Here is a 23,933-nt window from a genome sequence, read left to right as displayed (position 1 = left end):
GTGCTTTGGTTGCTTCGGCGTGGCATTCGAGTATTTTATTTCGCTTATATCCTCTTTAAGTTGGGTTTCCGGGTGCAATCACGGTTCCCACAACTGATTTTGTTCATCCGTGAACGTCCCGCTCTCCAAGTGAACTGCTAAAATTGATATATTGACCTTCGTAACATGAAGAGTACTCATGTCTTCGGATAACTATTTTTGCGAGTAAAGCTAAATCCGGGGTGTATTCCTGAATTAGCGGGTGGGGAGTGGAATGGACACTGGATTACAGGGTCTCTTTCAGGCTTTTTCGATCAAGTGCGTGCAGTTGCGTAAGGCAGTGGACCAGGGTCAGGATGATCTTGTCCGGCTCGTTGATCGGGAGCTTGAGCCGATTATCGGCGATATATTGTCTTATCAGGGCCGCACGCCAGAAGAGGTGCACACGCAGCTCCAGTTCATCGCATCGCTGATACGTGAAGAGGCCGACGACAAGGCGGCTGTCATCCGCAGGGCAACTGCGATGTCTTCGCTGCTGGACAGATATATTCTTGGCGGCACCGTTCCCATCTCTGCGGGGGAGCGCTCGCCACCAGCACAGGTTCGAACGCCTCTTCAGGATATTTACGATCAATCCCTGTTCAATGAAGCCATTCTTGATAGCCTACCGGACCGCGTTGGCGTCATCACGCGGGATTACCGCTATCTTTTCACCAACCAGATCAATGCGCGCATTCTCAATAGAAGCCCGTTGTCCATGATCGGGTGCCACGTATCTGAATTTATCGGTGACGAAAGTTTCCGCACGCAGGCAAAGCCCGCCTTCGATCGCTGCTTTGCGGGCGAGAAGATCGACTACATCCATCACGGCTATCGCAACAAGAGAGAATTTGCCACGCGCTGCCGGATGACACCGCTTCGCGCGTCCAACAATCAAATCATCGGCGCGGTTATCGTGCTGCAAGGCGCAGAAGACATGATGGCGCTGGAGCGGGGTTGATCCGCCTTAGCCGCCGCTCAGCTTGCCGATGATCCAGCCCAAAGAATAGGGCGCATTGGTATCGAGGATCAGCCTCGCAGCCATTGCGATGCAGGAAACGACCAGAAGCGGGCGGATGATTTTCGCCCCGTTCTTCATGGCCAGCTTGGAGCCGACCTGCGCGCCGAGGAACTGGCCGAGACCCATCACCAAGCCCAGCTTCCACAGTATCGCGCCATTGAGCGTGAAAATCAGGAAGCCGCCGAAGTTGGAACCGAAGTTCAAAAGCTTCGTATGGGCGGTGGCCTTCAGCATGCCGAAACCGGCAAGCCCGACAAAGGCCAGCATATAGAACGAGCCCGCGCCAGGCCCGAAAATGCCATCATAAAATCCGATCAGCGGCACGACCGTCAGACCGAAGAGGAACGGCGTGATCCGGCGGTGGCTGTCGATGTCGCTGAGGTTCGGCTTCAGCGCGAAATAGATTGCAATCGCCACAAGCAGGAAAGGCATGATCGCCCGCAAAATATCCGCTGGCACGAAGGATGCGGTGAATGCGCCTGCCATGCCGCCGATCAAGGCCATCAGCGCCATCGGGAATTGCTCCCTCAAATTCACATGGCCTTTACGAGCATAGGCGATTGTTGCCGAAGCGGAGCCGAATTGCGCCTGCAATTTATTCGTCCCCAACGCCTCGAGCGGTGGTATTCCCATGATCAGCATTGCGGGCAGCACGATCAGACCTCCGCCACCGGCGATGGAATCGACGAAACCGGCAAAGATCGCAACAAGGAAGAGGATGAAGAAGAGCTGGAAAGTGAGTTCGAACACGGGAAGAAATTCCGGGGAGGGGGTGATGTTGTTGGCCGCTTGTGGCACCGAATTGCCCGTCCCGCAACCGCTATTCAAAGCCGTTGCGTTCCCTCTCATGGAAAAGATTGCGCCCGCCGCACATCAGGTTATTGTGCCCACCAAATCGCCCGCAGACATTTGGCGGCATTCGAATGAGGACAGGTATGCATAAGGTAATTTTCGACACGGACCCCGGCATCGATGACGCAATGGCGCTGCTGTTTCTGCACCGCCACCCCGATATCGATCTCATCGGCGTCACCACCGTTTTCGGCAATGCGCCTATCGACATCACCACACGCAATGCGCTTTACCTGAAGCAGCAATGGGCTTTCGAAGCGCCTGTCGCCAAGGGCGCTGGCGTTACCTTCGATCCTTCGCGTCCTGAAGGCCATTTCCCGACCTTCATTCACGGCGAAGATGGCCTCGGCAATATCGGCGTGCCGGAAACGGTCGATCTGCCGCTCGATCCGCGCGCGGCGCATCACTTCATCATCGATACCGTCAAGGCCAATCCGGGCGAAGTGACGCTGATTGCTGTTGGCCGTATGACGAACCTTGCGCTTGCGCTGAAGGCCGATCCCGATTTCGCCGCGCTGGTGAAGGAGGTCATCATCATGGGTGGCGCCTTCGATATCAACGGCAATGTCAGCCCCGCCGCGGAAGCCAATATTCATGGCGATCCCGAAGCTGCCGATCTGGTTTTCACCGCCCCTTGGCGTGTCACCGTCATCGGCCTCGACGTCACGACGAAGACGGTCATGACGTCTGCGTTCCTCGCCGATATGGTCAAGGAAAACGGTGCCGCCGTTCAGCTTCTGTCGGATCTGTCGCAGTTCTACATCGAGTTCTACAACACCCGCACCGGCGATGGCATGGTGGTGCATGACGCCTGCGCCTGCGTCTACCTCACCAACCCGGAACTGTTCGAGACGCGCAGCGGCGCGATTCGCGTCGTCTGCGGCGGTCTTGCCGATGGTCAGACGATCCAGAAGCCGGATGGCACCGCGTTTCCGCCCGGTCATTGGGATGGCCATCCCAGCCAGAATGTCTGCGTGAAAATCGAACCGGATCGTGTGCTTTCGGTCATTCGCGCCGCAATTGTGCGGGGCGAACGCGGCTGATTGATCGCACGGATCGTTCTCGGTAAGGCTTTGCCTTGCAATTTGCGAGAATCTGGCGTTATGCAAGCGAGATTGTATCGGCGCATTGCTGCTGCCCGGCAATACATCATCAAAGTGACCGGCGTGATGCCGGTCCCTGATTGGCCGGGCTTCGGAAAAGCAATTCGTGTTTTCCGGCGCATGCGCTACAATGAATGACACAGGTCCGATTTGTTCGTGTCGGCTGTGTTTCCAACCAAACAACGAACGTATTGTGGACCGGCCAACCCGGTCCATTTCCATGAGGAAAGAGATGGAAGAGTTTCACAAGGTCAAGCGTCTGCCGCAGTATGTTTTCGAACAGGTCAACCGTTTGAAAGCCAGCGCGCGAGCGGGTGGCGCGGATATTATCGACCTTGGCATGGGCAATCCTGATCTGCCGACACCGAAGGCAATCGTCGACAAGCTTTGCGAAGTCGTTCAGGACCCGCGCACGCACCGTTATTCTTCCTCCAAGGGCATTCCCGGCCTTCGCCGCGCGCAGGCTGCTTATTACGCACGCCGCTTCGGCGTGAAGCTGAACCCGGATACACAGGTCGTGGCCACCCTCGGCTCCAAGGAAGGCTTTGCCAATATGGCGCAGGCCATCACGGCGCCGGGCGATGTTATCCTCTGCCCCAACCCGACTTACCCGATCCACGCCTTCGGCTTCCTGATGGCAGGCGGCGTCATCCGCTCGATGAATGTCGAGCCTGACGAAACCTTCTTCGGCCCGCTGGAACGTGCGGTTCGCCATTCCATTCCAAAGCCGCTGGCGCTGATCATCAACTACCCGTCCAACCCGACGGCGCATGTTGCATCGCTGGATTTCTACAAGGACGTCATCGCATTCGCGAAGAAGCATGATCTTATCGTGCTGTCCGACCTTGCCTATTCGGAAATCTACTTCGATGAGAAGAACCCGCCGCCGTCCGTTCTGGAAGTGCCGGGCGCTATGGATGTGACGGTTGAGTTCACCTCCATGTCCAAGACCTTCTCCATGCCCGGCTGGCGCATGGGCTTTGCCGTCGGCAATGAGCGTTTGATCGCGGCGCTGACCCGCGTGAAGTCCTACCTCGATTACGGCGCGTTCACGCCAATTCAGGTTGCGGCAACGCATGCGCTGAACGGCGATGGCTCCGATGTTGCGGAAGTTCGCAATGTCTATCGCCGCCGTCGCGATGTCATGGTCGATACGTTCGGCAAGGCCGGTTTTGAAATCCCGGCACCGGCTGCCACCATGTTCGCATGGGCGAAAATCCCGGAAAAATTCCGCCATCTCGGTTCGCTTGAATTTTCCAAGCTTCTCATCGAGAAGGCCGATATCGCGGTTGCTCCGGGTGTCGGCTTCGGCGAAATGGGCGACGATTACGTTCGCCTCGCGCTTGTTGAAAACGAGCACAGAATTCGCCAGGCGGCGCGCAATCTCAAGCGCTTCCTGTCGACTGCGGACGATACGTTGCACAACGTCGTTTCGCTTAACGCCCACCGTTAAGGGCAACCCGCCAAGGTGGCCGGTCCCGGCCACCTATTTTTTTATATCAGATCAGGAATATACCCATGGCAGATTCATTGAGAATCGGCATAGCGGGACTCGGCACCGTCGGCTCCTCGCTCGTGCGCATCCTCCAGCAGAGAAGCAACGAACTTGCAATTACCTGCGGACGCGCAATTGAGATTATTGCTGTCAGCGCGCGCGACCGTTCGCGCGACCGCGGCATCGATCTCAAGGGTATTACCTGGTTCGATACGCCGGAAGAACTGGCCGAAAAGGCCGAAATCGACGTGTTCGTGGAACTCGTCGGGGGTGCTTCCGGTGCCGCTGAAAATGCCGTGCGTGCAGCACTTGCCCGCGGTCTCCATGTGGTGACGGCCAATAAGGCGCTGCTGGCCAAGCATGGCGTGGAGCTGGCAAAGCTTGCGGAAGAGAAGGGCGCTCTGCTCAACTTCGAAGCGGCGGTCGCGGGCGGCATCCCGATCATCAAGGCGCTGCGTGAATCGCTGACCGGCAACCATGTGTCGCGCATTTACGGCATCATGAACGGCACCTGCAATTACATCCTGACCAAGATGGAGAAGGAAGGGCTTTCCTTCGAAGCCTGCCTCAAGGAAGCGCAGCGGCTGGGCTATGCGGAAGCCGATCCGGCTTTCGATATCGAGGGCAACGACACGGCACACAAGCTGGCCATCCTCACCACGCTTGCCTTCGGCTCGAAGATTGCGGCGGACGACATCTATCTGGAAGGTATCACCAATATCTCCATCGAGGATATTCAGGCTGCTGCCGATCTCGGATACCGCATCAAGCTTCTGGGCGTTGCGCAGCTCACCGAATCCGGCATCGAACAGCGCGTTCACCCGACCATGGTGCCGCTCGATTCCGTCATCGCGCAGGTGGATGGCGTGACCAATGCGGTTGCCGTGGAATCAGATATTCTCGGCGAGCTGCTGATGGTCGGCCCCGGCGCGGGCGGCAATGCCACGGCCTCCGCCGTTCTGGGTGATGTCGCAGACATCGCCAAGAGCCGCCCCGGCGCACAGCAGGTGCCGGTGCTCGGCCGCCCCGCGAAATCGCTGACCGAATACCGCCGCGCCAAGATGAAGAGCCACGAAGGCGGCTACTTCATTCGCCTGACGGTGAAGGACAAGGCAGGCGTCTTCGCCTCCATCGCAACGCGGATGGCCGAGAACAACATCTCGCTCGAATCCATCGTCCAGCACTCCCGCGTGCAGACCGAGGGCGGCGCCCAGACAATCATCCTCGTTACCCACGCCACGATGGAAGACGCCATCCGCAAGGCGGTGAAGGCCATCAAGGGCGAAAAATACCTCGTCAGCGAACCTCAGGTCATCCGCATCGAACGGACGTAATCTTCTTTCGCTAAGTTTCGACACCCCCGGTTTTGGCCGGGGTGTCATCTGGAACATAAAGATCGCTGCATAGCTTCCAGCCCTGATCGCAGATCTCGCATATAAGGCATCAAAAATAACTTGCCTTTACCGCCCATATGCCCGCTAGATCATGAGACCACAAATGGGAGAGACTTCGATGGCCAAGGGTCAAATGCGCAGCAACAAGGAAGTCAGAAAGCCGAAAAAAGACAAGGCGGCCCCTGCCGCTGCGCCAACACTCGGCTCGCAAATGAAAAATAGCGATAGCACCGCGAAGAAAAAGTAATTCGACGCCGCAATCCGCTTGCGCCTATCCTCTCCCCCATCATCCTGAGCCTGCCGAAGGAGTGGGAGAGGATAGAAAGCCTCGATCTTCGCAAAGCGAAGTCCTAGGTTTTCTCGGGTAGAGGGGTTCTCCCTCTCAAACAAAATGTCAAAAATCCCGGCCAGCTCATTCCAAGCCTCGCCGTTCACGCGGCAGCATCTGCCCGTGGCTTGATCTTCTTCATTCTCTCCATAACCCTTTCAGGCCATGGCATTTCGGACGGGGCGCTGAAAGTTGCCTCGTTTGGTAGTTTAGTATGTGGCACCTCTCAGCGCCCCGTTCGGCTCTTTAGGCAGAGCCGCAATCCTCTTGCCACGGCTGGCAGAACCCGGATGACAAGGGGAAAAACCTTGCCGGAGAACCGGTCGGACTTGATCAAGGCCCAACCCTTCCCATCCGGGTGCGATGATGGTTGCCCGCCATCGCCCTGCCAGTTCAGCCACACCTGCCTTCGAGGATGCGGGCGCCGAACATCTCGTACAGCCCGTAGTCCCGATCCGTTTTCCGCAAGGCTCTCACCCGCCAGCACGTTTCGAGTGCTGGCCAGATGGTTACCTTACGATCCGTCCGCTCACCTTTTCGGGGTGAACGGGGCAGATGCAGCGTCTTCCTGTGTACCGCCTGACTTTCGCTTCTATCTTCATGATCGCGTTCGACCATGAGACGATGAGCTGTCGGTACGCCCGGCGGCGAAATCCTGACGGATGGATCGAAACTCGGCAGCCGTTGTTCGCACTGCCGCTTGTCGATCCGGCCAGGTCGGGCATCGGGAGAACTGCGCCAGCCGGTCCGAAACCGACGCCATGTCCTCCTCCCGTTGCCGCCGGGGGGATTGCTGCTCGACCCTGAGAATGGAGAGGCTGCGTAACCTCTTCACCCCCAGCACCGACCCCGCCTCGCCGCAACGCCTTGCGGTGTATCCGCGGCGGGATGAGGGGAGTGTACGGGTGGTTTTGGGTGTGGGGAGAAATGTTGGGGGGATTTTTTTTTGGTTTTTTGGAAAAATTCGTGGTGCTGGGGTTGGGGCGGGTCACTATGTGGGCGTGCTGATGCAGCCGTAATCGGCAACAAGGCTAAAGCACCCACTACCGTCATCCTCGGGCTTGACCCACTGCTGTCCGGCTTAGATTCCTGGGCGTTTTATGCAAAGCCAGAGGCTTGAGGAAAGACGGTAAATCCACCCGCACCGTCATCCTCGGCCTTGTGCCGAGGATCTACCAACATCAACAAAATCAATCGGTTGCAGATCCTCGGGACAAGCCCGAGGATGACGGAGGTGGGTTTTGCGAGGCCCATCGCCCCCGGCAAATTCGTTTTCTAATAACGACGTCCACATCGCAGAAAAACATCCAAAGTGGACCAGGACCAATGGCTTAAGGCTACTCCGAAAATCTAAAGCGGACAGTAGTGGGTCAAGCCCGAGGATGACGGGGGGGGGGAAGCGGATACCCCTCACCAAGAAAACCTAGGACTTCGCTTTGCGAAGTCGAGGTTTTCTATCCTCTCCCACAGGGGGCCTGTTGCAAAACCCTACGGATATGATTCACTCTGTTCGTGAGCGATCGAAGGGGTGTTTGGATGGCGATGAAGAGCGGTTCTCAGTTCAGCTTTGCGGATGCGCTTGTGACGGTGCGCAGTGGGCCGGACCGGTTGGGCAAGCTGTTGTCGGTGGTGAAGTGGTATCGCTTCGAGAAGGTGCTGCGGTCGCTTGAACCTGATGGGGAGACTGGCGGTCGGCCTGCCTATCCTGTTCTGACGATGTTCAAGGCTTTGATGCTGCAGCAGCTTTACGGCCTGTCCGATGCGGAACTGGAGGAGGCGATCTATGACCGCCTTTCCTTTCGCCGCTTTTGTGGCATTGGCCTCGATGAGGCTGTTCCCGATCACACGACACTGTGCCGCTTTCGCAACCGGCTGGTGGAACGGAAACTTCTGGAGAAGCTGTTTGGCGAGCTTGACAGGCAGCTCGATGCCGCAGGCCTGATCCTGCGGCGCGGCACGATGCTGGATGCGACTGTCATCGAGACGCAAGCTGCTCGCCCGCCGCGTGCTCAAGATACGAACAACGGTGCCGAAGGCACTGAAGACAAAGAAGACAAGGTGCAGACGAGCGCACGCGATCCGGATGCGGCGTTTACCCGGCGCAAGGGTCGGCAGGGTTCGAGCTATGGTTACAAGGCCCATGTGGGCGTGGATGAAGGTTCGGGCCTGATCCGGCGGGTGATCACCACGCCGGCCAATATCAACGATACCGTGCCTGCCGATCTGCTGATCGTGGGCGACGAGACGCGGGTTCTGGGCGACAGCGCCTATCACACACATCAACGGGCCGCGATGCTGAAGGAGCGCGGGATTTTCTGCGGTCTGATGAAGCGCCCCAACAAGCATCACCCTGTTCTCAAAGCCGCAGCCCGCCGTTTCAACCGTGCCGTGGCCAGACGACGCGCTGCGGTCGAGACGACCTTTGCCACGCTCAAGCGCCGCATGGGGCTGAGCCACATTCGCTACATCGGTCTTGCCAAGGCATCCGCCCAGGTTCTGCTTGCGGCCATGGCGTTCAACATGCGCCGCTGGGTGACGCTGAGCGCGTGAGCCGAGGGGAGAACTGTGTCCGCAGTTCAGCCATATCACCCATCAACCAGCCTACACGAACCTAGAACCGCCCCTCGATAGGAAGGGCGGTGGCCAAGGTGATTTGTCGTTTGGCAATCAGCTTATGTCGGAAGTTACGCAACGGTCCCACAGGGGGAGAGGAAAATGTGCCGCACCGTCTCGGCCTTTCTCACGCTCTCATAGTAGTGTGACCATCTCTTCCCCTTCTGAGCCTGTCGAAGGGGTGGGAGAGGAAGAAAAATCATGATCTTAGCGTAGCTAAGTCATAGATTTTTCAGGTGAGGGGTTTTGCCGGAAACGTCACAAAATCAACCGGAACTTTGCGAAACCTTCTGCGCCGTCGCCGGCTTCTTCGATTTTTGCGCCTTTGACATCCTTCGCATACTGGCGGCCTTTGGGGCCGGTTTCGAAGATGGCTGTTGTGTCTGCCACCCGGGCGAAGGACCAGTTGTCGTCGGCGGAGGGGTTGATGGTGCCCTGATCGATGATGTAGCGGACGATGACGTCGCGGTTGGTATCTGGGGCGACGAAGATGATTTTGTCGGAGCCGATGGCGGGGAACTTGCCACCGCCGCTGGCGCGGTAATTGTTCGTCGCGACAACGAATTTCTGTTCCGGATCGATCGGCTTGCCCTGGAATTGCAGGTTGACGATGCGGTTGCTGTTCGGGTTCACCGCCTTGCCGTCCTTATCGAACTTCGCCGGTTGCGAGACGTCGATCTGGTAGGTCACGCCATCGATGACATCGTAATTATAGGACGGGAAGTCGTTGTTGAGCAGCGGCGCGTCCTTTGAACCGGCCTTGACCGTGTTGAACATGCCTGCCGACATTTCCAGCCAGTCCTTAACCTGCGCGCCGTTGATAAGAACGGCCTGCACGGTGTTTGGATAGAGATAGAGGTCCGCGACATTCTTGATGGCAATGTCACCGGCGGGGACATCGGTGTAGTAATCCGCACCGCCGCGACCGCCGGCCTTGAAGGGGGCTGCTGCGGAAAGAACGGGCAAGTCCTTATACTGGCCGTCCTTCAGCATATCCTTGATGTACCAGGTCTGCGCGTTGGACACGATCTGGACGGAGGGGTCATCCGCGACCAGTGCGAAATAGGAGTAGAGCGGCGCGGAGGTCTTGCCGACGGGGCGGCGGACATAGGCCAGCGCTGCCTCGTGATCCGTCTTTGCGGCGGCGATGACTTCCGGCTTGTCCTTCACATCGGCAACGATCTTCTTGTTGTCGTCTCGGTGGTAGATGGGGCGGGCTTCGGTGGTGAAGTCCACGATCTTCCAGCTCTTGCCGTCCTTTTCGAGCAGCAGATCGATGAGGCCCATATGTGAGCCCCAGAAACCGGCCATGACGGCGGGCTTGCCCATCAGCGTGCCCTTGACGGGATCCGCACCTTCTATGCCATCCCAGGTTTTCGGGCCGGGGAAGACCAGATGCTGGTGGCCGGTGAAGACGGCGTCGATGCCTTCGACGCCTGCCAGATAAAGCGAGGCGTTTTCCATGCGGTCGCTCTGGCCCTTGCCATCGATGCCGGAGTGGGACAGCGCAATGATGATATCCGCGCCCTGTTCCTTGATGATCGGCACCCAGGCCTTGGCGGCATCGACTATATCGCGCGTCTGGGCCTTGCCTTCGAGGTTCTTGGCATCCCACATCATGATCTGCGGCGGGACGAAGCCTATGATGCCGATCTTGATCGGGCTGCTGGCGCCAGAGCCGTCCTTGATCTGCTTGTCCAGGATCACGTAGGGCTTGAAGAAGAGATCGTCCTTCTTCGGATCGGACGCGAGTTCGCCCTTGGTCAGGTTGGCGCAGACGTAAGGGAAATTCGCGCCGCCCAGCGTGTTGAACATGAAATCGAGCCCGTAATTGAACTCGTGATTGCCGAGCGTGCCGCAATCGTAACCCAGCACGTTCATGGCATTGATGACCGGGTGCTTGTCGCCCGCCTTCATGCCGCGCTCATAGGCGATGTAATCCCCCAGCGGGTTGCCCTGAAGGAAATCGCCATTGTCTACCAGCATGGAGTTTCCGGCTTCGGCACGGATGCTGTCGATGATGGACGCGGTGCGGGCAAGACCCAGCGTGTCGTTCGGCTTGTCGGCGTAATAATCGTAAGGGAAGACGTGGACGTGAATATCCGTGGTTTCCATGATGCGCAGATGCGCCTGGTTGCCTTGAGCGCGCGCAGCAAATGGATGCAGCATGACCAGCGCGGAGGTGGCTGCGAAGCCACTAAGAAGAGAACGACGCGTGATTGGGTGAAGGCCGATAAGCGAAGACATGGAAACTCCCCGAATGAATTCAACTGCCCGTAAAGACGCTGGGCAGGGTAGAATGAATTGCAGAGGAGTCCATCACCAAAATGACAGCCGTCTGACTTGTCCCGCTTTTTTGAACCGGACGATAAAAATTCTGCGCGGCTATCGTGTCCAGGTTAGCCCGCCAGTGTGGGCTTCACCTCCTCATGGAAGAATCGGAAATAGGATGAAAGCTGAGCGAGCGTGTTGGTGGAAAGCTGCAGGCTGAGGCCGAGCCGGTTGGCGTGTTGCCATTGCACCGTGCCTTCGATGAAGCCCAGATCCTCGCTCTGTACTTTCACGCGGCTGCCCTTTGCGGCGGCGAAGGGGCCGTCCATCTCCAGCGCCATGCCGGTTGCGGAAAGGTCTACGACGCGGCCTTGGACAGACTGGCTGAAATACTGAACCTTTCCATAAATGCGCGTCTTGCTGCGGCCTGCGCCGCGATTGCTCATCGTCATGTTTCCTGTCACGGATGCCTCCATTTTGTTTGGACCCATCATGGCAGGCGGAGGTTGAGAGCGGCTTAGGATATTGCTTAAAATTGAAGCGGGGTGTTTCAGAACGGTTCCGCTTCAATACCGGAATGATACGGATGCGCTCGGTTCGGAGCGCTGCCTTATTTGCGTTGCTTCTTTGCCGCTATGGCTGTGAAACGCGTCTCTTTCCACGCGTTTCTTATATGACGAGGCAACCAGCCCATTGCTTGTGCCGTTTACTTTAGCAATCAATCTTGCGTCTCGTTCTGGAAAGTTGACGTAAATGCTGCGCAGGTTTTGGACCGTTTTACCGGTCGCCGTTCTATCTCTCGTTTCACCTGCTGCGCATGCGCAAGTTGCCCCGGCGCTGGATGATCTTTCCGACGAGCAATTGCAGCAGACTGTGAATTTCGTCATCGGCAACGCCATTTTCGGCGTTTATCACGAAGCAGCGCAGATGCTGATTTCCGACTTTTCGCTGCCAGCTTCTGATGGCGGCAAGGATTCTGCGGATGAGCTTGCGGCAACCATGATGCTGGAAGCCAATGAGGAGTGGCTGGACACGGCAATCGTGAACGCTACGGACAGCTGGTATCTGGCACGCGGGGCGGATCAACTGCCGGACCATAATGCGCCGCTTCACTCCGTGCTGGTGCCCAATACCGAGCGTGACAGGCAGATGGCCTGCCTGATGGTTGGCAAGGATGCGGAAGGCTATGGCGATCTGGCGGAGATGATGGGGCTGCCCAAGGCCGACTGGAAGTCCTGCGAAACCGCCTATCCGCAGGCTGTTGCGCGGTGGAATGAGGTTCTGAAGCCGCATGTGAAGACGCCCGGCACCACAAAATTCATCACCAATTACGAGCCTGCGCGCGATCCCTTCCTCGACATCTATGCAACGATGGTAAAGGAATCCAAGGTTCTCGACCTGATCGCCCGCGGCTTTAGCGCCTATGGCCTGAAGGGCGAGGTGAAGCTGACGGCACGCAGCTGCGGTAGGCCGGATGCATACTGGTCTGCGGAAAAACGCGAAATCACCTATTGCTATGAGCTTGCGAAATTTCATGGCGAGCTGATTGCCGCGCATCTTCTGGGCGGCGGCAGCGAGAAGGAAAGCGAGCCTGCAAAGGAAATTCCGACAGCCGTCAATCTCGGTCAGGAATTGTAAGCGCCGCAAACTCTGATAGCTTTCTCTTACAAGATGAGGAGGCTTTTTATGTCGCGGCTCGTTGTTCGCAGTTTTTCGATTTCACTGGATGGATATGGCGCTGGCCCGGACCAGAGTCTTGAGAACCCGCTTGGCGTGAATGGCAAGACGCTGCACCAGTGGGCGTTCGAAACGCGCACCTTCCGCAAAATGTTCGGTCAGGATGGCGGATCGACCGGCGTGGACGAAAGCTTCGCTTCCAAAGGCTTTGAGAACCTAGGCGCCTGGATTCTGGGTCGCAACATGTTCGGCCCGGTGCGCGGAGAGTGGCCGGATGAGGAGTGGAAAGGCTGGTGGGGCGACGAGCCGCCGTACCACGTTCCCGTTTTCGTGCTGACCAACCACCCGCGCGCCTCCTTCGATATGAAGGGCGGAACGACATTCCACTTCATCACCGGCGGCATCGAGGAAGCGCTGGATGCGGCAAAGGCCGTGGCCGGGGAAAGGGATGTGCGGCTGGGCGGTGGCGTCTCGGTGATCCGACAATATTTGCAGGCGCAACTGATCGATGAGCTGCATCTGGCGCAGAGCCCGGTGCTGTTGGGCAAGGGTGAGAATTTGTTCGATGGGCTGGATTTGCCGGAGCTTGGGTATCGGTGTCGGGAGACGGTGCGTGGGGAGAATGCGGTGCATTTGGTGATTGGGCGGGGGTAAATTCAGCCCAGAAGGGCGGAGCTCAATCTCGCCCTAAAACGAACTCATCCACTGTCGCAAGAATGACGAGAAGCAAAAAAAGACCCAAAGCGATTTTCAATATCAAGAGATCATGAGGAAGCGTTTTTCTCAGCGCGGCAATATACCATTCGAAAAATCTACGCATGGCTCGTCTCTTTAATGCTCTCTAAAGCTTCATAGTCGGTTTCGATTGCGTTCGCTGATGCTTATTCGCGCTAGCTCCGGCTGCAGCTCTCTGACTTTTTGCTCGACGGTGACCCACATCTCACCCCCGCCGTGAAATCTCCAGATACTCGCTATCCGTCAATGGTTCCACCCAGGCCTCATAGGTGCTGACGGGGGAGAAGCCCATCATTTGGTAGAGCTGGAGGGCGCGGGGGTGGTCCAGCGTGTTGGTGGAGACGGTGACTTTTTTGGGGTTGTCCTGCCAGACGGAATACAGCGCCTGCAGCAGGAACCATTTGCCCACGCCAGCGCCGATGGCTTCTTCCATCAGGCCGAAATAGGAAAGCTCGGTGACGTCGTCGCTGCCCTTGTTGAATTCGAAGAAGCCTGCGGGTGAGCCGTTGAGGTAAAGCACGGTGACGCAGTTTTTCGGGTCGTGCAGTACGGCAGAAAGCTCGGCGTCGCTCATGCGCATGCGCTTCTGCCAGTGCCAGCGCTTGCCGACGCGCCAGTAGAGGTAGCGATAGAAATGCAGCGGTATGTTCGTCGTGCGCATGATCGCGGTCTGGATATTGACTGGCACGGGCAAGCTGACCTTCGGTGCGGAGGTCATTTCCAGTTGGGTGACATGAGCCTTTAGCGGGCCATGCGGGCGGACGGGCAGGGGCTCTGCGGGGCCGGTAACGACGGGTGTTTCCTGCTTGGAACCCCATTCGGACCATGAGCCGTCATACAGCGAATTGTCGGAATGGCCGAGCGATTCCAGGGCGAGTGTGATGACGGCGGCGGTGACGCCGGAGCCGCAGCTGGTGACGACTGGCTGGGAAAGATCGATACCCGCTTCCGCAATCATCTTGCGGATGGCCGGGAGATCCTTGAAATGGCCGTTTTCGGAAAAGGCGGTGGCGGGCAGGTTGCGTGCGCCGGGCATATGGCCGGAGCGCATACCGGCACGCGGCTCGGCCTCGTCACCGGTAAAGCGACCGGCACCGCGGGCATCGGCAATCTGCTTCTGCCCGGCATCGACCACGGCGCGCATATCGGAGAAGGATGTGACGCGGCGGGCGTTGAAATCGGCGTGGAAGGTGGCGGGTTCCACCTGCGGTGCTTCCGTCTCGAGCGGTTTGCCAGCGGCCTTCCAGCCATCGAGGCCGCCATCCAGCACATAAACCTTCTCGGCCCCCATGACGCGCAGCATCCACCAGACGCGCGGCGCTGAGAAGAAGCCGGGGCCGTCATAAACGACGATCGTATCGGTCTCTTCGATGCCGAGCTGGCCGACGGCTTCGGCGAAAAATTCGGGCGAGGGCAGGGAGTGCGGCAGGCCGGTATCGTGATCGGCAATCACATCCTGATCGAAGAAGACGGCGCCGGGAATGTGACCGGCGGCATATTCCTGTTTACCGTCACGCTTATGGGCGGGCAAATACCAGGAGGCATCCACAACGCGGAAATGGGGTGTGCCAAGCTGCTGCTCGACCCAATCCGCCGAGACGACGAAACGGCTTTTATCGGTGCTCACGGTGTTTCTCCCAGAAATAGGACGACTTAATCAGGCAGCGTCGGCGGGCTTGCCGAAGCGGATACGGAAACGACGGTTTTCCTTGCCCTTCTTTTCGATCTTGGCGATGTAGATTTCGCCGATTTCCTCAGTCTTCAAGACATGAGTGCCCCCACAGGGCTGGCTGTCAACCGAAGAATTCTCGCCAATGCAGACGAGGCTGACGCGGCCCATGCCCACAGGCGGGCGGACATTCTTCGATTTGACGAGCTCCGGATTGGCTGCCAGTTCCTCGTCGGTAATCCACTGCACGTAAACCGGGTGGTTCTGCGCCACGAGCTCTGCAAGCTTCGCGGTGATCTCATCCTTGTCGATGGTTTCCGACATGTCGAAATCAATGCGCGATTCCTCTTCACCCACCGCAGCGCCAGTGACCGGCCAAGGGCAAAGAACGGAAAGAAGGTGGCAGGCCGTGTGCATGCGCATGAGCTTGTGACGGCGCGACCAGTCGATGTGCGCCGTCAGCTTTTCGCCGACTTGCGGCGAAGGCTGGCCTTCCAGCGGAACGTGGATGATGACGCTCTTATCTGCGCCATTCTTGGTTACGCCAAGCTCGATCTTCGAGCCATCGGCGCGCTCAAGAAAACCCGTATCGCCCGGCTGGCCGCCGGATGTGGCATAGAAACAGGTCCGATCCAGTTCTATGCCGCCATCTTCGTGGACTGCCGTGACCACCGCTTCGCAAGTTGAAAGATAAAAGTCATCACGAAACAGGGCATTCACAGGCATTGGGCATTGACCTCAGACGGTTTCGTACGGAACCGAAACCTCCCTCTTTTCCGTCAACCATGTGGGAAGGGGAAGACCCTTGGACCGCAGGAAATCCGGGTTGAAGAGCTTGGACTGGTAACGGTTACCGTAGTCGCAAAGTATGGTGACGATTGTATGCCCCGGACCGAGGTCGCGGGCAAGCCGAATTGCACCGGCAATGTTAATGCCCGACGAACCGCCAAGGCACAAACCGTCCTTTGTCACCAGATCGTAGAGGATCGGAAGGGCTTCCGCGTCCGAAATGCGATAGGCGAAATCCGGCGTGAAACCTTCCAGATTGGCGGTGATACGACCCTGACCGATGCCTTCGGTGATGGAGGAGCCTTCGGATTTCAACGCGCCGTTTTTGTAGAACTCGTAAAGGGCAGCACCTTCAGGATCTGCAATGCCGATCTTGATATCGGGGTTGAAATCCCGCAGGCCATCCGCCACGCCTGCCAGCGTGCCACCGGAGCCGACCGCGCAGATGAAGCCATCCACCTTGCCATCCGTCTGGTCCCAGATTTCAGGTGCCGTGGTTTCGATATGCGCCTGACGGTTGGCGATATTATCGAACTGGTTTGCCCAGACTGCGCCGTTCGGGTCCGTCTCGGCCAGTCGCTTTGCAAGCCTGCCGGAAACCTTCACATAGTTGTTCGGGTTGGAATAGGGAGCCGCCGGAACCTCGACAAGCTGCGCGCCGAGAAGCTTCAGCGCATCCTTCTTTTCCTGGCTCTGGGTTTCAGGAATGACGATGACCGTCTTGTAACCCAGCGCATTGGCCACCAGCGAAAGGCCGATGCCGGTGTTGCCCGCCGTGCCTTCGACAATGGTGCCGCCGGGGCGAAGCTGACCGCGACGTTCCGCATCGCGAATGATATAAAGCGCTGCGCGATCCTTGACCGACTGGCCGGGATTCATGAATTCGGCCTTGCCGAGAATTTCGCAGCCCGTAGCCTCAGATGCTGCCTTCAGACGGATGAGCGGTGTGTTGCCGATTGCGGTTAGCACAGAGGTATGAATGGTCATGATCGGGCCTTCTTGCCAGTCAGCGATTATGATGTCAGCGATGATGCCTATGTCGTTATCTATCGCGGTTGTGACAAGAAATTATCTTCTGGTGAATAGGGTTCCCACGCAAAATATTGCCCAGCCCCCTTTTATTCACTCTTCTTGATATCCGAATAGGCGCTGAGCGCGCGCTGGCGTGCCTCGTTATGATCCACAATCGGCTTCGGATAGGTCTTGCCGAGTTCGATGCCAGCTTTCGCAAGCACGTCCTTCGGGGCATCGAAAGGTTTGTGGATGAACTTGCGGTCCAGCTTTTCGAGCTCGGGCACGAAGGTTTTCACATATTCGCCGTCACTATCGAATTTCTCGCCCTGAATGATGGGGTTGAAAATGCGGAAGAAGGGCGAGGCATCGGCACCCGAACCGGCCACCCACTGCCAGTTGCCCGCGTTGGACGCCGGGTCCGCATCCACCAGCGTATCGCGAAACCACTTCTCACCCTTGCGCCAGTCTATCAGCAGATGCTTGATGAGGAAGGAGGCCGTGATCATCCGCACGCGGTTATGCATGACGCCGTGCTTCCAAAGCTGGCGCATGCCCGCATCCACGATCGGGTAGCCCGTCATGCCCTTTTTCCAGGCGTTGAATTTGGCCGTGTCGGTCTTCCATTCGAAGGCGTCGAAACTGTCGTTCCAGTTCTTCTCGTCCAGCTTGGGGAAGTGGAAGAGGAGATGGTAGCAGAACTCCCGCCAGACGATTTCCTTGCGGAAGCGGCTGATATCGTTGGAGGCGATGTGCTTCGAGAGACCCCTTGTGGCGTGCCAAAGCTGGGCAGGCGTGATTTCGCCCTGGGCAAGATGAGGGGAGAGCATGGAGGTTGCGGGCTTGGCCGGAAAATCACGGCCATTCTCATAACCCTTCAAGGCGGAATCGATGAAGTCCTCCAGCTTTTCATGGGCACCTGCTTCGCCGGGCGTCCAGATTTCGGAGAAATCCTTTGCCCAGTCGGGTTTTGTCGGCAGAAGTTTCCAGCTATCGAGCTTTTCTGATTTCGGCCAGCTGGAAGGCGCAGGCAGTTTGCGCGGTGCCGAGGTCGGCTCCTGCGGTTCCTCGCCGCCTTCGATTGCGCGCCAGAACGGCGTGTAGACACGGTAGGGGCCGCCGGTCTTGGTCTTGACCTTGGAGGGTTCATGCAGCAGATGCCCGGCGAAGCTTTCCACTTCCAGCCCATCATCGCGAAACTTCTGTTTCAGCGCGCTGTCGATTTCCATGCCATCGGGATCGTATCGGCGGTTCCAGAAAATGGCAGTGGCGCCCGTATCTGCGATAAGTGATTTCAGGGTCTTTTCGGCGTCTCCGCCGAGCAAAATCAGGCGGCTTCCGGCCTTCTCCAATGCTTGCGACAGCGCCGCCAGCGAATGATGCAGCCACCACTCCTGCGCACCGCCCAGCGGGCCGTTCGAGCCCTGCCTGTCTTCTCTGATGTAGACCGGAATGATTGGGCCGCCATGCTCTTTGGCTGCTGCCAGCGCGCGGTTGTCGGAGAGACGCAAGTCCTTGCGAAACCAGATGATTATCGGCGTTTCCTGTTTCGACATGGACCCTCTGCTTCACTTCGGTTTGAATGAGTGTTGATGACGTGATTACCCGTTCAGAGCGTATACTACGGGAATGAAATGCCTATGGTTTTTAAAGGGTGAATTTTATTGTTTTTAATCCATCCGAAGCGGAACCATATGTCGGGCTCAACGTTCTGGGCGAGTGAATTGAGTATGGAAGTCCAATCAATGATGCTGAATGACGTTAAGTGGGATGCGCCAGTGGTAATCTCCCTGGAGAATGGCGCGCCTCGAATCTTCAACGGCGTTTATGAGGCCTTTGATTTTCTGCAGCATGAATGGCCAAGCCGCCACGGCAAGGCTTATGAGCAAGCAACACGGCTTTGCCGCGCCTCGCTTATGGGAAGTGTTTCCGGTGAGATTGCGCGTACCGCATTCATCGAAGCAAGCCGTGATGCGAATTGCCTGCTGGAGAATCGGAAGCTGGCCTCGTAACCGAGCCGCCTGTCTGTTAGAGCGTTTCCTGAGTAAATGGCAACGTTCTGCCGGGCATCTTTCCGCCAGGCTCAAAGGCGATTGTCTCGACCGTACCTTTAGGTATGCTCTTCGCCAATCGCCATTGCCCTGACGAAAACCTGCTCCGGCAAAACCTCGCCATTTACTCAGGAAACGCTCTGAAGACAGATGAAAAGTTTCAGCCACCCGTCGCGTAACCGCCGGGTGGCTTTTATTTTGCGCTTACGCTGTATGCCAGTTCGCCGCTGGCGATTATTCGTGACACATCTTCGCCCCAGAATTGCGGCAAATAATGTGGGCTCAGCGCAAAAAAAATAGTTGCTGAAACGTTAATGCTGGCCGACACTTAGGCCAAACACGTTCGAAATGTGGCAGGGTTTTATGAGGCCTCGAACCGCCTATTCCATCGTCTCCACGGAGAAAGGCCACTGCGCATTTGCGTGGCATGAGGGCGGTGTCGTGCGCTTTCAACTGCCGCTGCCAACCCGAGCCGAGGCGCAAGCCCAGCTTCTGCGGCGACTGCCGGATGCTGAGTCCATGGAGCCCGATGCGGAGCGGAGCGATCTGGCAGGGCAGGTGAGGGCCTATTTCGCGGGCAAAAGGATCGAGTTTCTCACCGTTCGGCTCGATACAGGGGCTCAAACCACTTTCTTTACAAGGGTTTACGATTTCGTTCGCAGAATGCCGTGGGGCACATCCACGACATATGGCGCGATTGCGAAGGAACTCGGCGCGGGACCAGAGGGCGCGCGCGAGGTGGGGCAGGCGATGGCGAAAAATCCGCTGCCGCTTCTTATTCCCTGCCACCGCGTGCTGGCGGCGGGTGGAAAACTCGGCGGATTTTCCGCGCCTGGCGGTGCCGCCACGAAACAGCAGATGCTGGAGATGGAAGGCCTTTTCAAAAACAACGAAGAATTTGCACAAGCTTCGCTTTTTTGATAACTCCAAGGGCATCTTTGGGGCATAACGTTCCAATTTCGCCCATGTCTCGTCAAATTATCGCTAAATTGACAGCATAGACGGCGTTTCCAGCAGCCGCCGTGACGCGGATAATTTCGGTCCCCCGGCTGCTATACTTTGAATTGGCACACGTGACTTCGGCGGGGCTGGAGCGAAGATCCTGTGTGCTTTTAAAGGGCAAGAGTTTGAGAGTATCTGCGTTTCTTCTAGCCGCGGCGCTATGCGCTGCAGTTACCGCACCTGCTTCGGCAGGAATGTTGAACCAGGCCGAGAAATATTCCGGTCTTCATGAAGGCAAAAACAACAAGACGCTGAAGGCCATCCTCGGTGTCAATCCCCGGAAAACCCCATGGTGTGGGCATTTCCTCAGCGTCGTTGCTGAAAAATCCGGTCGCACGCCGCCCAAATCTTCAGGCTTTGCGAAATCCTGGTCGTCATTCGGTTATGCCGTTCCCGTTACCGGCGCGAAGCCGGGGGATGTGGTCGTTGTGAGAACGGGTAAGCGTTATCACGCTGGCATCTTGAAGAGCATGAGCGGAAAGACCGCTCAGATCCTCGGTGGCAATCAGTCCGGGCGAGTGCAGGTTTCGAACTTCAGCCGCAAGTCCATCGTTTCCGTGCGCCGCTAGAAAAGCGGCGCTGATCTTCGAATGGTCTAAGCTTCACGGCTGCTCGCGAGTTCCGGGAGCAGCATCGCGCTGATCGTCATCTTCCAGATCGGTCGCAACGATGAATGCGTCTTCATGCTGACGTGCCGCCTGCCGTCTTGCGCGCAGGCTCGTCAGCTCATCCGGGTCCATCTCCTGCTGATGCTGCGTCAGGTCGCCTTCGGTTTCAAAGCGCGCGACATCCTCGTCCTTGATGTCGAGATGATTGTCTTTTTCCTTGGTCATGACTTTCTCCCTTGTCGATAGGGAAACGGAAAGATCACGCCTTCGTTCCTTCAAAATTGAGGCTCGGCGGCAGGAACCAAACGAGTCTGCCGATGGTTTTTAGTGAAATCCAACCGGGAGAAGCACAATGGAAACTGATCGCGAATCCGAAATCCGCAAGAAAGCTTACGAAAAGTGGGAAACCGAAGGCCGCCGCGATGGCGATCACGACCGCCACTGGTCTGAAGCAGAGAAGGAATTCGAGGCGGCTGGCAATGGATCGGCAATGCCGGATACGGACGCCGCTGCACGCTCCGACAAATCGCCTGCGGTCGCTTCGCTCAATCAGGAACAGGCGAAGGACCAAGATGTATCCGAGGATGAGCTGGATGAGGGTCTAGAAGATACGTTTCCGGCAAGCGATCCGGTCTCTGCCACCAACACTGCCGTTTCAGGCCGCGCCGGCAAGCGCTGATCCGCTCAAGGCTTGAACTTTCTGGACGCGATCCAGATGAGAAACAGACACATCAAGGCGGTCGGCCAAAAGTCGGTCGCCTGATCCCACGACCATCTCCAGAAATAATATCCATCCAGATGCGGCGGCTTCATGTGAACCGAGACCTCGTAGTCCCGCTTCTCCCGCCCATGAAAATGCCCGGCTGCAGAGGCCAGCCCGGCAATTAGTGCCATGCGCCAGTTCAACAGCAGCCGGAAGATGAGAGCGACGATCAGCGCCATGATCGCGGCTTCAAGCATGTGACCCGCCCAATCCCAATTCTTCTGAATATAGGTCCAGTCGATGTTCAAGGGCTTGGCTCCTACATCAAATGACCGTCTTAATGGATGGCGGGCTCTTCGCCTTCCAGAAAGCTTCTGATGCCATCCTTCTCGCAGGTGGCGAGAAACTCTTCCCACGCATCCTTGTCCGTGGCGAAAGGCTCGTCCCAGGTCGTCACATCGTCGTCTTCGGAGATGACTTCCATGCGCCAATCCTGCTGCGTGCCAGCCGGGCGGAAGATATCGACAAGCACGGTAATGCCGTCATCCTCGAATTCTCCCGAAAACTCCGAGTGCTCCATCTTCTGCTTCTTGGACATATCAGCCTCCTGCACCTGTTGGCGCATCCGGCGCCAGATGCTCTTTATATTGTACGGTCTGTGACTGATCCGTGTCTATTTCCCCAGGCGACCGCAAAAGCCGCACACCGGGCCCACCAGCACCGGAGGTCTGGTTATCTTCGATGAAGGAAACCCCACCGCGCTGCAACGCCTCAGCGAGCGCCTGCAGCGCATCCGCCTGCGGACGTTCCCGCTCATCCTCGAATGCCGCGACAACACCACTGCCCACCGCCGCAGCTTCAGCCAAGGCCTCCTGCGACCAATTCAGCATGGCACGACCAGCCCGACATTGCGAAGCGGTAATCGACATGAGCGCAGCTTTCTCTTTCGACGGGATCGGCACACCCGATCAGTCCATGGATCGGTCGTACCGAATAAGTCGATCCACCGCAATGGAAAGGGAAGGGTTCGTACGGAACCAGCAACTCAAGGAATGGGCTTCCAGAAAACCTTCACACAAACGATATTCATTGGAGCAGCGCGAATTGCGCTGCGGTTTGTGAAACTCTTAGGATCAAGAGTGATGCGGCGAAATAGTAGGCCGTCCAACGCTCGCAATTATGCTTGCGATGGGGTTGGAAGCTTGATGCTTGGACGCTTCAAGAATTTAATAAGGGGTTTCTCAACCAAGTGGAATATGGCTACAGCCCCGACGATTGCAGCCGCCACCCCCAGCGCCGACGGTAAAAACGCGGTGCCAAAAAACTTGTGAACCGCGGCAGCAAAAAAAGCATGTGAAAGATAGAGGGAGTACGAAGCGTCTCCGACCTTTTGCACGGGCTTTAAGACTGGACTGGACCAATTTCCCATTCGTTCGATCGCTAGGCAGCCCGCGACTATCAACACTGCCGGTACACCCCAAACGAGAATTCTGTAGCTCGGATCGAACAGCGAGAAAACGTTCGTTGTGATAAGTGCCGCCACTCCAATTACAACAGCAGGCACCGCAAATTTCTCACCAAGAGAGAACCTCGACAACAAAAGCCCTGCGACGAATTCCAACAGCAAGTTCGACGTCCACAAAGTAAAGGCTGCATTGCTTGTTTCGAAGCCGTAACCAAGAAAAACCATCGCCAGCAGTGTCGCAGCCGTAAAAAGAATTGGTCTTCCGAACGAGATTCCGATTGCGAATACAATGTAGAAGAACACTTCCAAATTAAGCGTCCATCCAACAACCATCAACGGCCATGTGTGCCCGGTTTCATCCCAGTAAGGAATGAAAAGAAGCGACTTGATCAACCTGACTGCATCAAATGTAAAGTTTGAATAGACGCCTGCAATTGCACCAGCGCACATGGCGAATGTGAATAGCCAGTATAGGGGAGCAATTCTAATTGCACGTTTACTTAAAAATCGAAGTGGCCGATCATTGACGCCAATCGTCCCCATTATGAACCCAGATATTACGAAAAAAAGATCAACTCCAGCGGCGCCGACTACGAACTGAGTTGGAAAAAAATGGAATATAGCGACCAAGGTTGCTGCTATTCCACGAAGTGCCTGGACAGAATGGAAATGGTTTTGCACAGAATCCCCCCGGAATGCAATTTTTGAGTATTATGAATAGCATGGATATATGCTTATAAAATTGGGAATTCTACAATTTTTATGAATCTTGTAAGTAATATTAATTTCAAGAATGCCGTTGAAATTCAAAGACTGCAATAAATCGACAGAACGGTATTGCTGAATAATAGATGGAATCTTACGAGATTCATGGAAAATCACAGTGTGAAGTATAGTTAAGTCATTAAGATAATTATAATAATTAGCTGATTGAGATGTGTCTGAGCAAGAGCATGTCATTGCGTCAGTCATGCGGGAATTAGCCGGATTGGCGTCAAGTTACAGCGCCAAGTCTCCGCGCTAATTCTCAACCCAGTTGATCGGCATGTGCAAAACGGGAATGAGCCACCTCGGGGTACATTTATGTACGCCATCGGATGCATCATCAGAATTTCTACTAAGAACGAA

24 protein-coding genes are annotated in these 23,933 nt (G+C 56.7%); 11 read left to right on the top strand and 13 right to left on the bottom strand.

Going from position 1 to position 23,933, the window contains the following annotated elements; all coding sequences use genetic code 11:
• Window positions 1-253: 253 nt before the first annotated feature.
• Complete coding sequence (locus CFBP5473_RS09575) at window positions 254-979, top strand: PAS domain-containing protein (RefSeq protein ID WP_037171056.1); 726 nt, start codon at window positions 254-256, stop codon at window positions 977-979.
• A 6-nt stretch (window positions 980-985) separates the two neighbouring features.
• On the opposite strand, the gene CFBP5473_RS09570 is transcribed toward CFBP5473_RS09575, so the two are convergent.
• A complete protein-coding gene (locus CFBP5473_RS09570) occupies window positions 986-1,789 on the bottom strand; it encodes a TSUP family transporter (RefSeq protein ID WP_027675803.1) in 804 nt (267 codons plus the stop codon).
• 185 nt (window positions 1,790-1,974) lie between these two features.
• Here CFBP5473_RS09570 and CFBP5473_RS09565 point away from each other — a divergent pair, with 185 nt between their 5' ends.
• The 3 genes from CFBP5473_RS09565 (at window position 1,975) to CFBP5473_RS09555 (ending at window position 5,823) form a co-directional block, all read left to right on the top strand.
• A complete protein-coding gene (locus CFBP5473_RS09565) occupies window positions 1,975-2,934 on the top strand; it encodes a nucleoside hydrolase (protein ID WP_027675802.1) in 960 nt (319 codons plus the stop codon).
• A gap of 292 nt (window positions 2,935-3,226) precedes the next feature.
• Window positions 3,227-4,447: an LL-diaminopimelate aminotransferase gene (locus CFBP5473_RS09560; protein ID WP_027675801.1), complete on the top strand. Its 1,221-nt coding sequence runs from the start codon at window positions 3,227-3,229 to the stop codon at window positions 4,445-4,447.
• Between the two features lie 65 nt (window positions 4,448-4,512).
• Window positions 4,513-5,823, top strand: coding sequence for a homoserine dehydrogenase (locus CFBP5473_RS09555; protein WP_027675800.1), 1,311 nt, complete (start codon window positions 4,513-4,515; stop codon window positions 5,821-5,823).
• Between the two features lie 189 nt (window positions 5,824-6,012).
• Here CFBP5473_RS09555 and CFBP5473_RS25040 read toward each other — a convergent pair whose 3' ends face one another.
• Window positions 6,013-6,318: a hypothetical protein gene (locus CFBP5473_RS25040; protein WP_027675799.1), complete on the bottom strand. Its 306-nt coding sequence runs from the start codon at window positions 6,316-6,318 to the stop codon at window positions 6,013-6,015.
• Window positions 6,319-7,747: 1,429 nt separating this feature from the next.
• Between CFBP5473_RS25040 and CFBP5473_RS09550 the strand changes: the two genes are divergently transcribed.
• Window positions 7,748-8,761 carry an IS5 family transposase gene (locus CFBP5473_RS09550; RefSeq protein WP_136954340.1) on the top strand — a complete coding sequence of 338 codons (1,014 nt, stop codon included), beginning with the start codon at window positions 7,748-7,750 and terminating at the stop codon, window positions 8,759-8,761.
• A gap of 321 nt (window positions 8,762-9,082) precedes the next feature.
• Here CFBP5473_RS09550 and CFBP5473_RS09545 read toward each other — a convergent pair whose 3' ends face one another.
• Both CFBP5473_RS09545 and CFBP5473_RS09540 read right to left on the bottom strand, forming a co-directional pair.
• Complete coding sequence (locus tag CFBP5473_RS09545) at window positions 9,083-11,071, bottom strand: bifunctional 2',3'-cyclic-nucleotide 2'-phosphodiesterase/3'-nucleotidase (RefSeq protein ID WP_027677207.1); 1,989 nt, start codon at window positions 11,069-11,071, stop codon at window positions 9,083-9,085.
• 152 nt (window positions 11,072-11,223) lie between these two features.
• Window positions 11,224-11,541, bottom strand: coding sequence for a PilZ domain-containing protein (locus CFBP5473_RS09540; protein ID WP_413228967.1), 318 nt, complete (start codon window positions 11,539-11,541; stop codon window positions 11,224-11,226).
• A 307-nt stretch (window positions 11,542-11,848) separates the two neighbouring features.
• On the opposite strand from CFBP5473_RS09540, the gene CFBP5473_RS09535 reads away from it, so the two are divergent.
• Both CFBP5473_RS09535 and CFBP5473_RS09530 read left to right on the top strand, forming a co-directional pair.
• Window positions 11,849-12,733 (top strand): DUF4344 domain-containing metallopeptidase, encoded by an 885-nt coding sequence (locus CFBP5473_RS09535; protein WP_027677209.1) that lies wholly within the window; start codon window positions 11,849-11,851, stop codon window positions 12,731-12,733.
• A 48-nt stretch (window positions 12,734-12,781) separates the two neighbouring features.
• The gene (locus tag CFBP5473_RS09530) at window positions 12,782-13,426 is read left to right on the top strand and encodes a dihydrofolate reductase family protein (RefSeq protein WP_027677210.1); all 645 of its coding nucleotides are present in this window, start codon (window positions 12,782-12,784) and stop codon (window positions 13,424-13,426) included.
• Window positions 13,427-13,712: 286 nt separating this feature from the next.
• On the opposite strand, the gene sseA is transcribed toward CFBP5473_RS09530, so the two are convergent.
• The 4 genes from sseA to CFBP5473_RS09510 all read right to left on the bottom strand — a co-directional run bounded on the left by sseA (window position 13,713) and on the right by CFBP5473_RS09510 (window position 18,532).
• On the bottom strand, window positions 13,713-15,134 hold the full coding sequence (gene sseA, locus CFBP5473_RS09525; protein ID WP_027677211.1) for a 3-mercaptopyruvate sulfurtransferase: 1,422 nt from the start codon (window positions 15,132-15,134) through the stop codon (window positions 13,713-13,715).
• Window positions 15,135-15,164: 30 nt separating this feature from the next.
• Window positions 15,165-15,902 (bottom strand): alanyl-tRNA editing protein, encoded by a 738-nt coding sequence (locus CFBP5473_RS09520; protein ID WP_027677212.1) that lies wholly within the window; start codon window positions 15,900-15,902, stop codon window positions 15,165-15,167.
• A 12-nt stretch (window positions 15,903-15,914) separates the two neighbouring features.
• Window positions 15,915-16,952, bottom strand: coding sequence for a cysteine synthase A (locus CFBP5473_RS09515; protein WP_027677213.1), 1,038 nt, complete (start codon window positions 16,950-16,952; stop codon window positions 15,915-15,917).
• A 131-nt stretch (window positions 16,953-17,083) separates the two neighbouring features.
• Window positions 17,084-18,532: a cryptochrome/photolyase family protein gene (locus tag CFBP5473_RS09510; protein ID WP_027677214.1), complete on the bottom strand. Its 1,449-nt coding sequence runs from the start codon at window positions 18,530-18,532 to the stop codon at window positions 17,084-17,086.
• Between the two features lie 189 nt (window positions 18,533-18,721).
• Between CFBP5473_RS09510 and CFBP5473_RS09505 the strand changes: the two genes are divergently transcribed.
• The 3 genes from CFBP5473_RS09505 (at window position 18,722) to CFBP5473_RS09495 (ending at window position 20,598) form a co-directional block, all read left to right on the top strand.
• A complete protein-coding gene (locus tag CFBP5473_RS09505; protein WP_027677215.1) occupies window positions 18,722-18,988 on the top strand; it encodes a DUF982 domain-containing protein in 267 nt (88 codons plus the stop codon).
• Between the two features lie 402 nt (window positions 18,989-19,390).
• On the top strand, window positions 19,391-19,948 hold the full coding sequence (locus CFBP5473_RS09500) for a methylated-DNA--[protein]-cysteine S-methyltransferase (protein WP_037171893.1): 558 nt from the start codon (window positions 19,391-19,393) through the stop codon (window positions 19,946-19,948).
• Window positions 19,949-20,154: 206 nt separating this feature from the next.
• Window positions 20,155-20,598: a TIGR02594 family protein gene (locus CFBP5473_RS09495; protein ID WP_027677217.1), complete on the top strand. Its 444-nt coding sequence runs from the start codon at window positions 20,155-20,157 to the stop codon at window positions 20,596-20,598.
• A gap of 33 nt (window positions 20,599-20,631) precedes the next feature.
• Here the strand turns inward: CFBP5473_RS09495 and CFBP5473_RS09490 are convergent, their stop codons facing one another.
• Window positions 20,632-20,862 carry a hypothetical protein gene (locus CFBP5473_RS09490; RefSeq protein ID WP_027677218.1) on the bottom strand — a complete coding sequence of 77 codons (231 nt, stop codon included), beginning with the start codon at window positions 20,860-20,862 and terminating at the stop codon, window positions 20,632-20,634.
• A 127-nt stretch (window positions 20,863-20,989) separates the two neighbouring features.
• Between CFBP5473_RS09490 and CFBP5473_RS09485 the strand changes: the two genes are divergently transcribed.
• Window positions 20,990-21,316 carry a DUF2934 domain-containing protein gene (locus CFBP5473_RS09485; RefSeq protein ID WP_027677219.1) on the top strand — a complete coding sequence of 109 codons (327 nt, stop codon included), beginning with the start codon at window positions 20,990-20,992 and terminating at the stop codon, window positions 21,314-21,316.
• Between the two features lie 5 nt (window positions 21,317-21,321).
• Here the strand turns inward: CFBP5473_RS09485 and CFBP5473_RS09480 are convergent, their stop codons facing one another.
• The 4 genes from CFBP5473_RS09480 to CFBP5473_RS09465 all read right to left on the bottom strand — a co-directional run bounded on the left by CFBP5473_RS09480 (window position 21,322) and on the right by CFBP5473_RS09465 (window position 23,486).
• Window positions 21,322-21,648, bottom strand: a complete 327-nt coding sequence (locus CFBP5473_RS09480) for a hypothetical protein (protein WP_027677220.1) — start codon at window positions 21,646-21,648, stop codon at window positions 21,322-21,324.
• A gap of 29 nt (window positions 21,649-21,677) precedes the next feature.
• Complete coding sequence (locus tag CFBP5473_RS09475; protein ID WP_027677221.1) at window positions 21,678-21,938, bottom strand: hypothetical protein; 261 nt, start codon at window positions 21,936-21,938, stop codon at window positions 21,678-21,680.
• Between the two features lies 1 nt (window position 21,939).
• Entirely contained in the window at window positions 21,940-22,269 is a 330-nt protein-coding gene (locus tag CFBP5473_RS09470) for a helix-turn-helix domain-containing protein (RefSeq protein ID WP_027677222.1), read from the bottom strand.
• A gap of 248 nt (window positions 22,270-22,517) precedes the next feature.
• The gene (locus CFBP5473_RS09465; protein ID WP_027677223.1) at window positions 22,518-23,486 is read right to left on the bottom strand and encodes an acyltransferase family protein; all 969 of its coding nucleotides are present in this window, start codon (window positions 23,484-23,486) and stop codon (window positions 22,518-22,520) included.
• Window positions 23,487-23,933: the final 447 nt, after the last annotated feature.

Source organism: Agrobacterium larrymoorei (assembly GCF_005145045.1).
GTDB classification, from domain to species: Bacteria; Pseudomonadota; Alphaproteobacteria; order Rhizobiales; family Rhizobiaceae; genus Agrobacterium; species Agrobacterium larrymoorei.
The sequence above is the reverse complement of the archived record's forward strand: the minus strand, read 5'-3'. Positions and strand labels throughout refer to the sequence as shown.

What these genes read in the sequence shown, in the direction of transcription:
- CFBP5473_RS09575 (WP_037171056.1), top strand. Translation starts at nt 254, where the DNA reads ATGGACACTGGATTACAGGGTCTCTTTCAGGCTTTTTCGATCAAGTGC.
- CFBP5473_RS09565 (WP_027675802.1), top strand. Translation starts at nt 1,975, where the DNA reads ATGCATAAGGTAATTTTCGACACGGACCCCGGCATCGATGACGCAATG.
- CFBP5473_RS09560 (WP_027675801.1), top strand. Translation starts at nt 3,227, where the DNA reads ATGGAAGAGTTTCACAAGGTCAAGCGTCTGCCGCAGTATGTTTTCGAA.
- CFBP5473_RS09555 (WP_027675800.1), top strand. Translation starts at nt 4,513, where the DNA reads ATGGCAGATTCATTGAGAATCGGCATAGCGGGACTCGGCACCGTCGGC.
- CFBP5473_RS09550 (WP_136954340.1), top strand. Translation starts at nt 7,748, where the DNA reads ATGGCGATGAAGAGCGGTTCTCAGTTCAGCTTTGCGGATGCGCTTGTG.
- CFBP5473_RS09545 (WP_027677207.1), bottom strand. Translation starts at nt 11,071, where the DNA reads ATGTCTTCGCTTATCGGCCTTCACCCAATCACGCGTCGTTCTCTTCTT.
- CFBP5473_RS09540 (WP_413228967.1), bottom strand. Translation starts at nt 11,541, where the DNA reads ATGAGCAATCGCGGCGCAGGCCGCAGCAAGACGCGCATTTATGGAAAG.
- CFBP5473_RS09535 (WP_027677209.1), top strand. Translation starts at nt 11,849, where the DNA reads ATGCTGCGCAGGTTTTGGACCGTTTTACCGGTCGCCGTTCTATCTCTC.
- CFBP5473_RS09530 (WP_027677210.1), top strand. Translation starts at nt 12,782, where the DNA reads ATGTCGCGGCTCGTTGTTCGCAGTTTTTCGATTTCACTGGATGGATAT.
- CFBP5473_RS09520 (WP_027677212.1), bottom strand. Translation starts at nt 15,902, where the DNA reads ATGCCTGTGAATGCCCTGTTTCGTGATGACTTTTATCTTTCAACTTGC.
- CFBP5473_RS09515 (WP_027677213.1), bottom strand. Translation starts at nt 16,952, where the DNA reads ATGACCATTCATACCTCTGTGCTAACCGCAATCGGCAACACACCGCTC.
- CFBP5473_RS09510 (WP_027677214.1), bottom strand. Translation starts at nt 18,532, where the DNA reads ATGTCGAAACAGGAAACGCCGATAATCATCTGGTTTCGCAAGGACTTG.
- CFBP5473_RS09505 (WP_027677215.1), top strand. Translation starts at nt 18,722, where the DNA reads ATGATGCTGAATGACGTTAAGTGGGATGCGCCAGTGGTAATCTCCCTG.
- CFBP5473_RS09500 (WP_037171893.1), top strand. Translation starts at nt 19,391, where the DNA reads ATGAGGCCTCGAACCGCCTATTCCATCGTCTCCACGGAGAAAGGCCAC.
- CFBP5473_RS09490 (WP_027677218.1), bottom strand. Translation starts at nt 20,862, where the DNA reads ATGACCAAGGAAAAAGACAATCATCTCGACATCAAGGACGAGGATGTC.
- CFBP5473_RS09485 (WP_027677219.1), top strand. Translation starts at nt 20,990, where the DNA reads ATGGAAACTGATCGCGAATCCGAAATCCGCAAGAAAGCTTACGAAAAG.
- CFBP5473_RS09475 (WP_027677221.1), bottom strand. Translation starts at nt 21,938, where the DNA reads ATGTCCAAGAAGCAGAAGATGGAGCACTCGGAGTTTTCGGGAGAATTC.
- CFBP5473_RS09470 (WP_027677222.1), bottom strand. Translation starts at nt 22,269, where the DNA reads ATGTCGATTACCGCTTCGCAATGTCGGGCTGGTCGTGCCATGCTGAAT.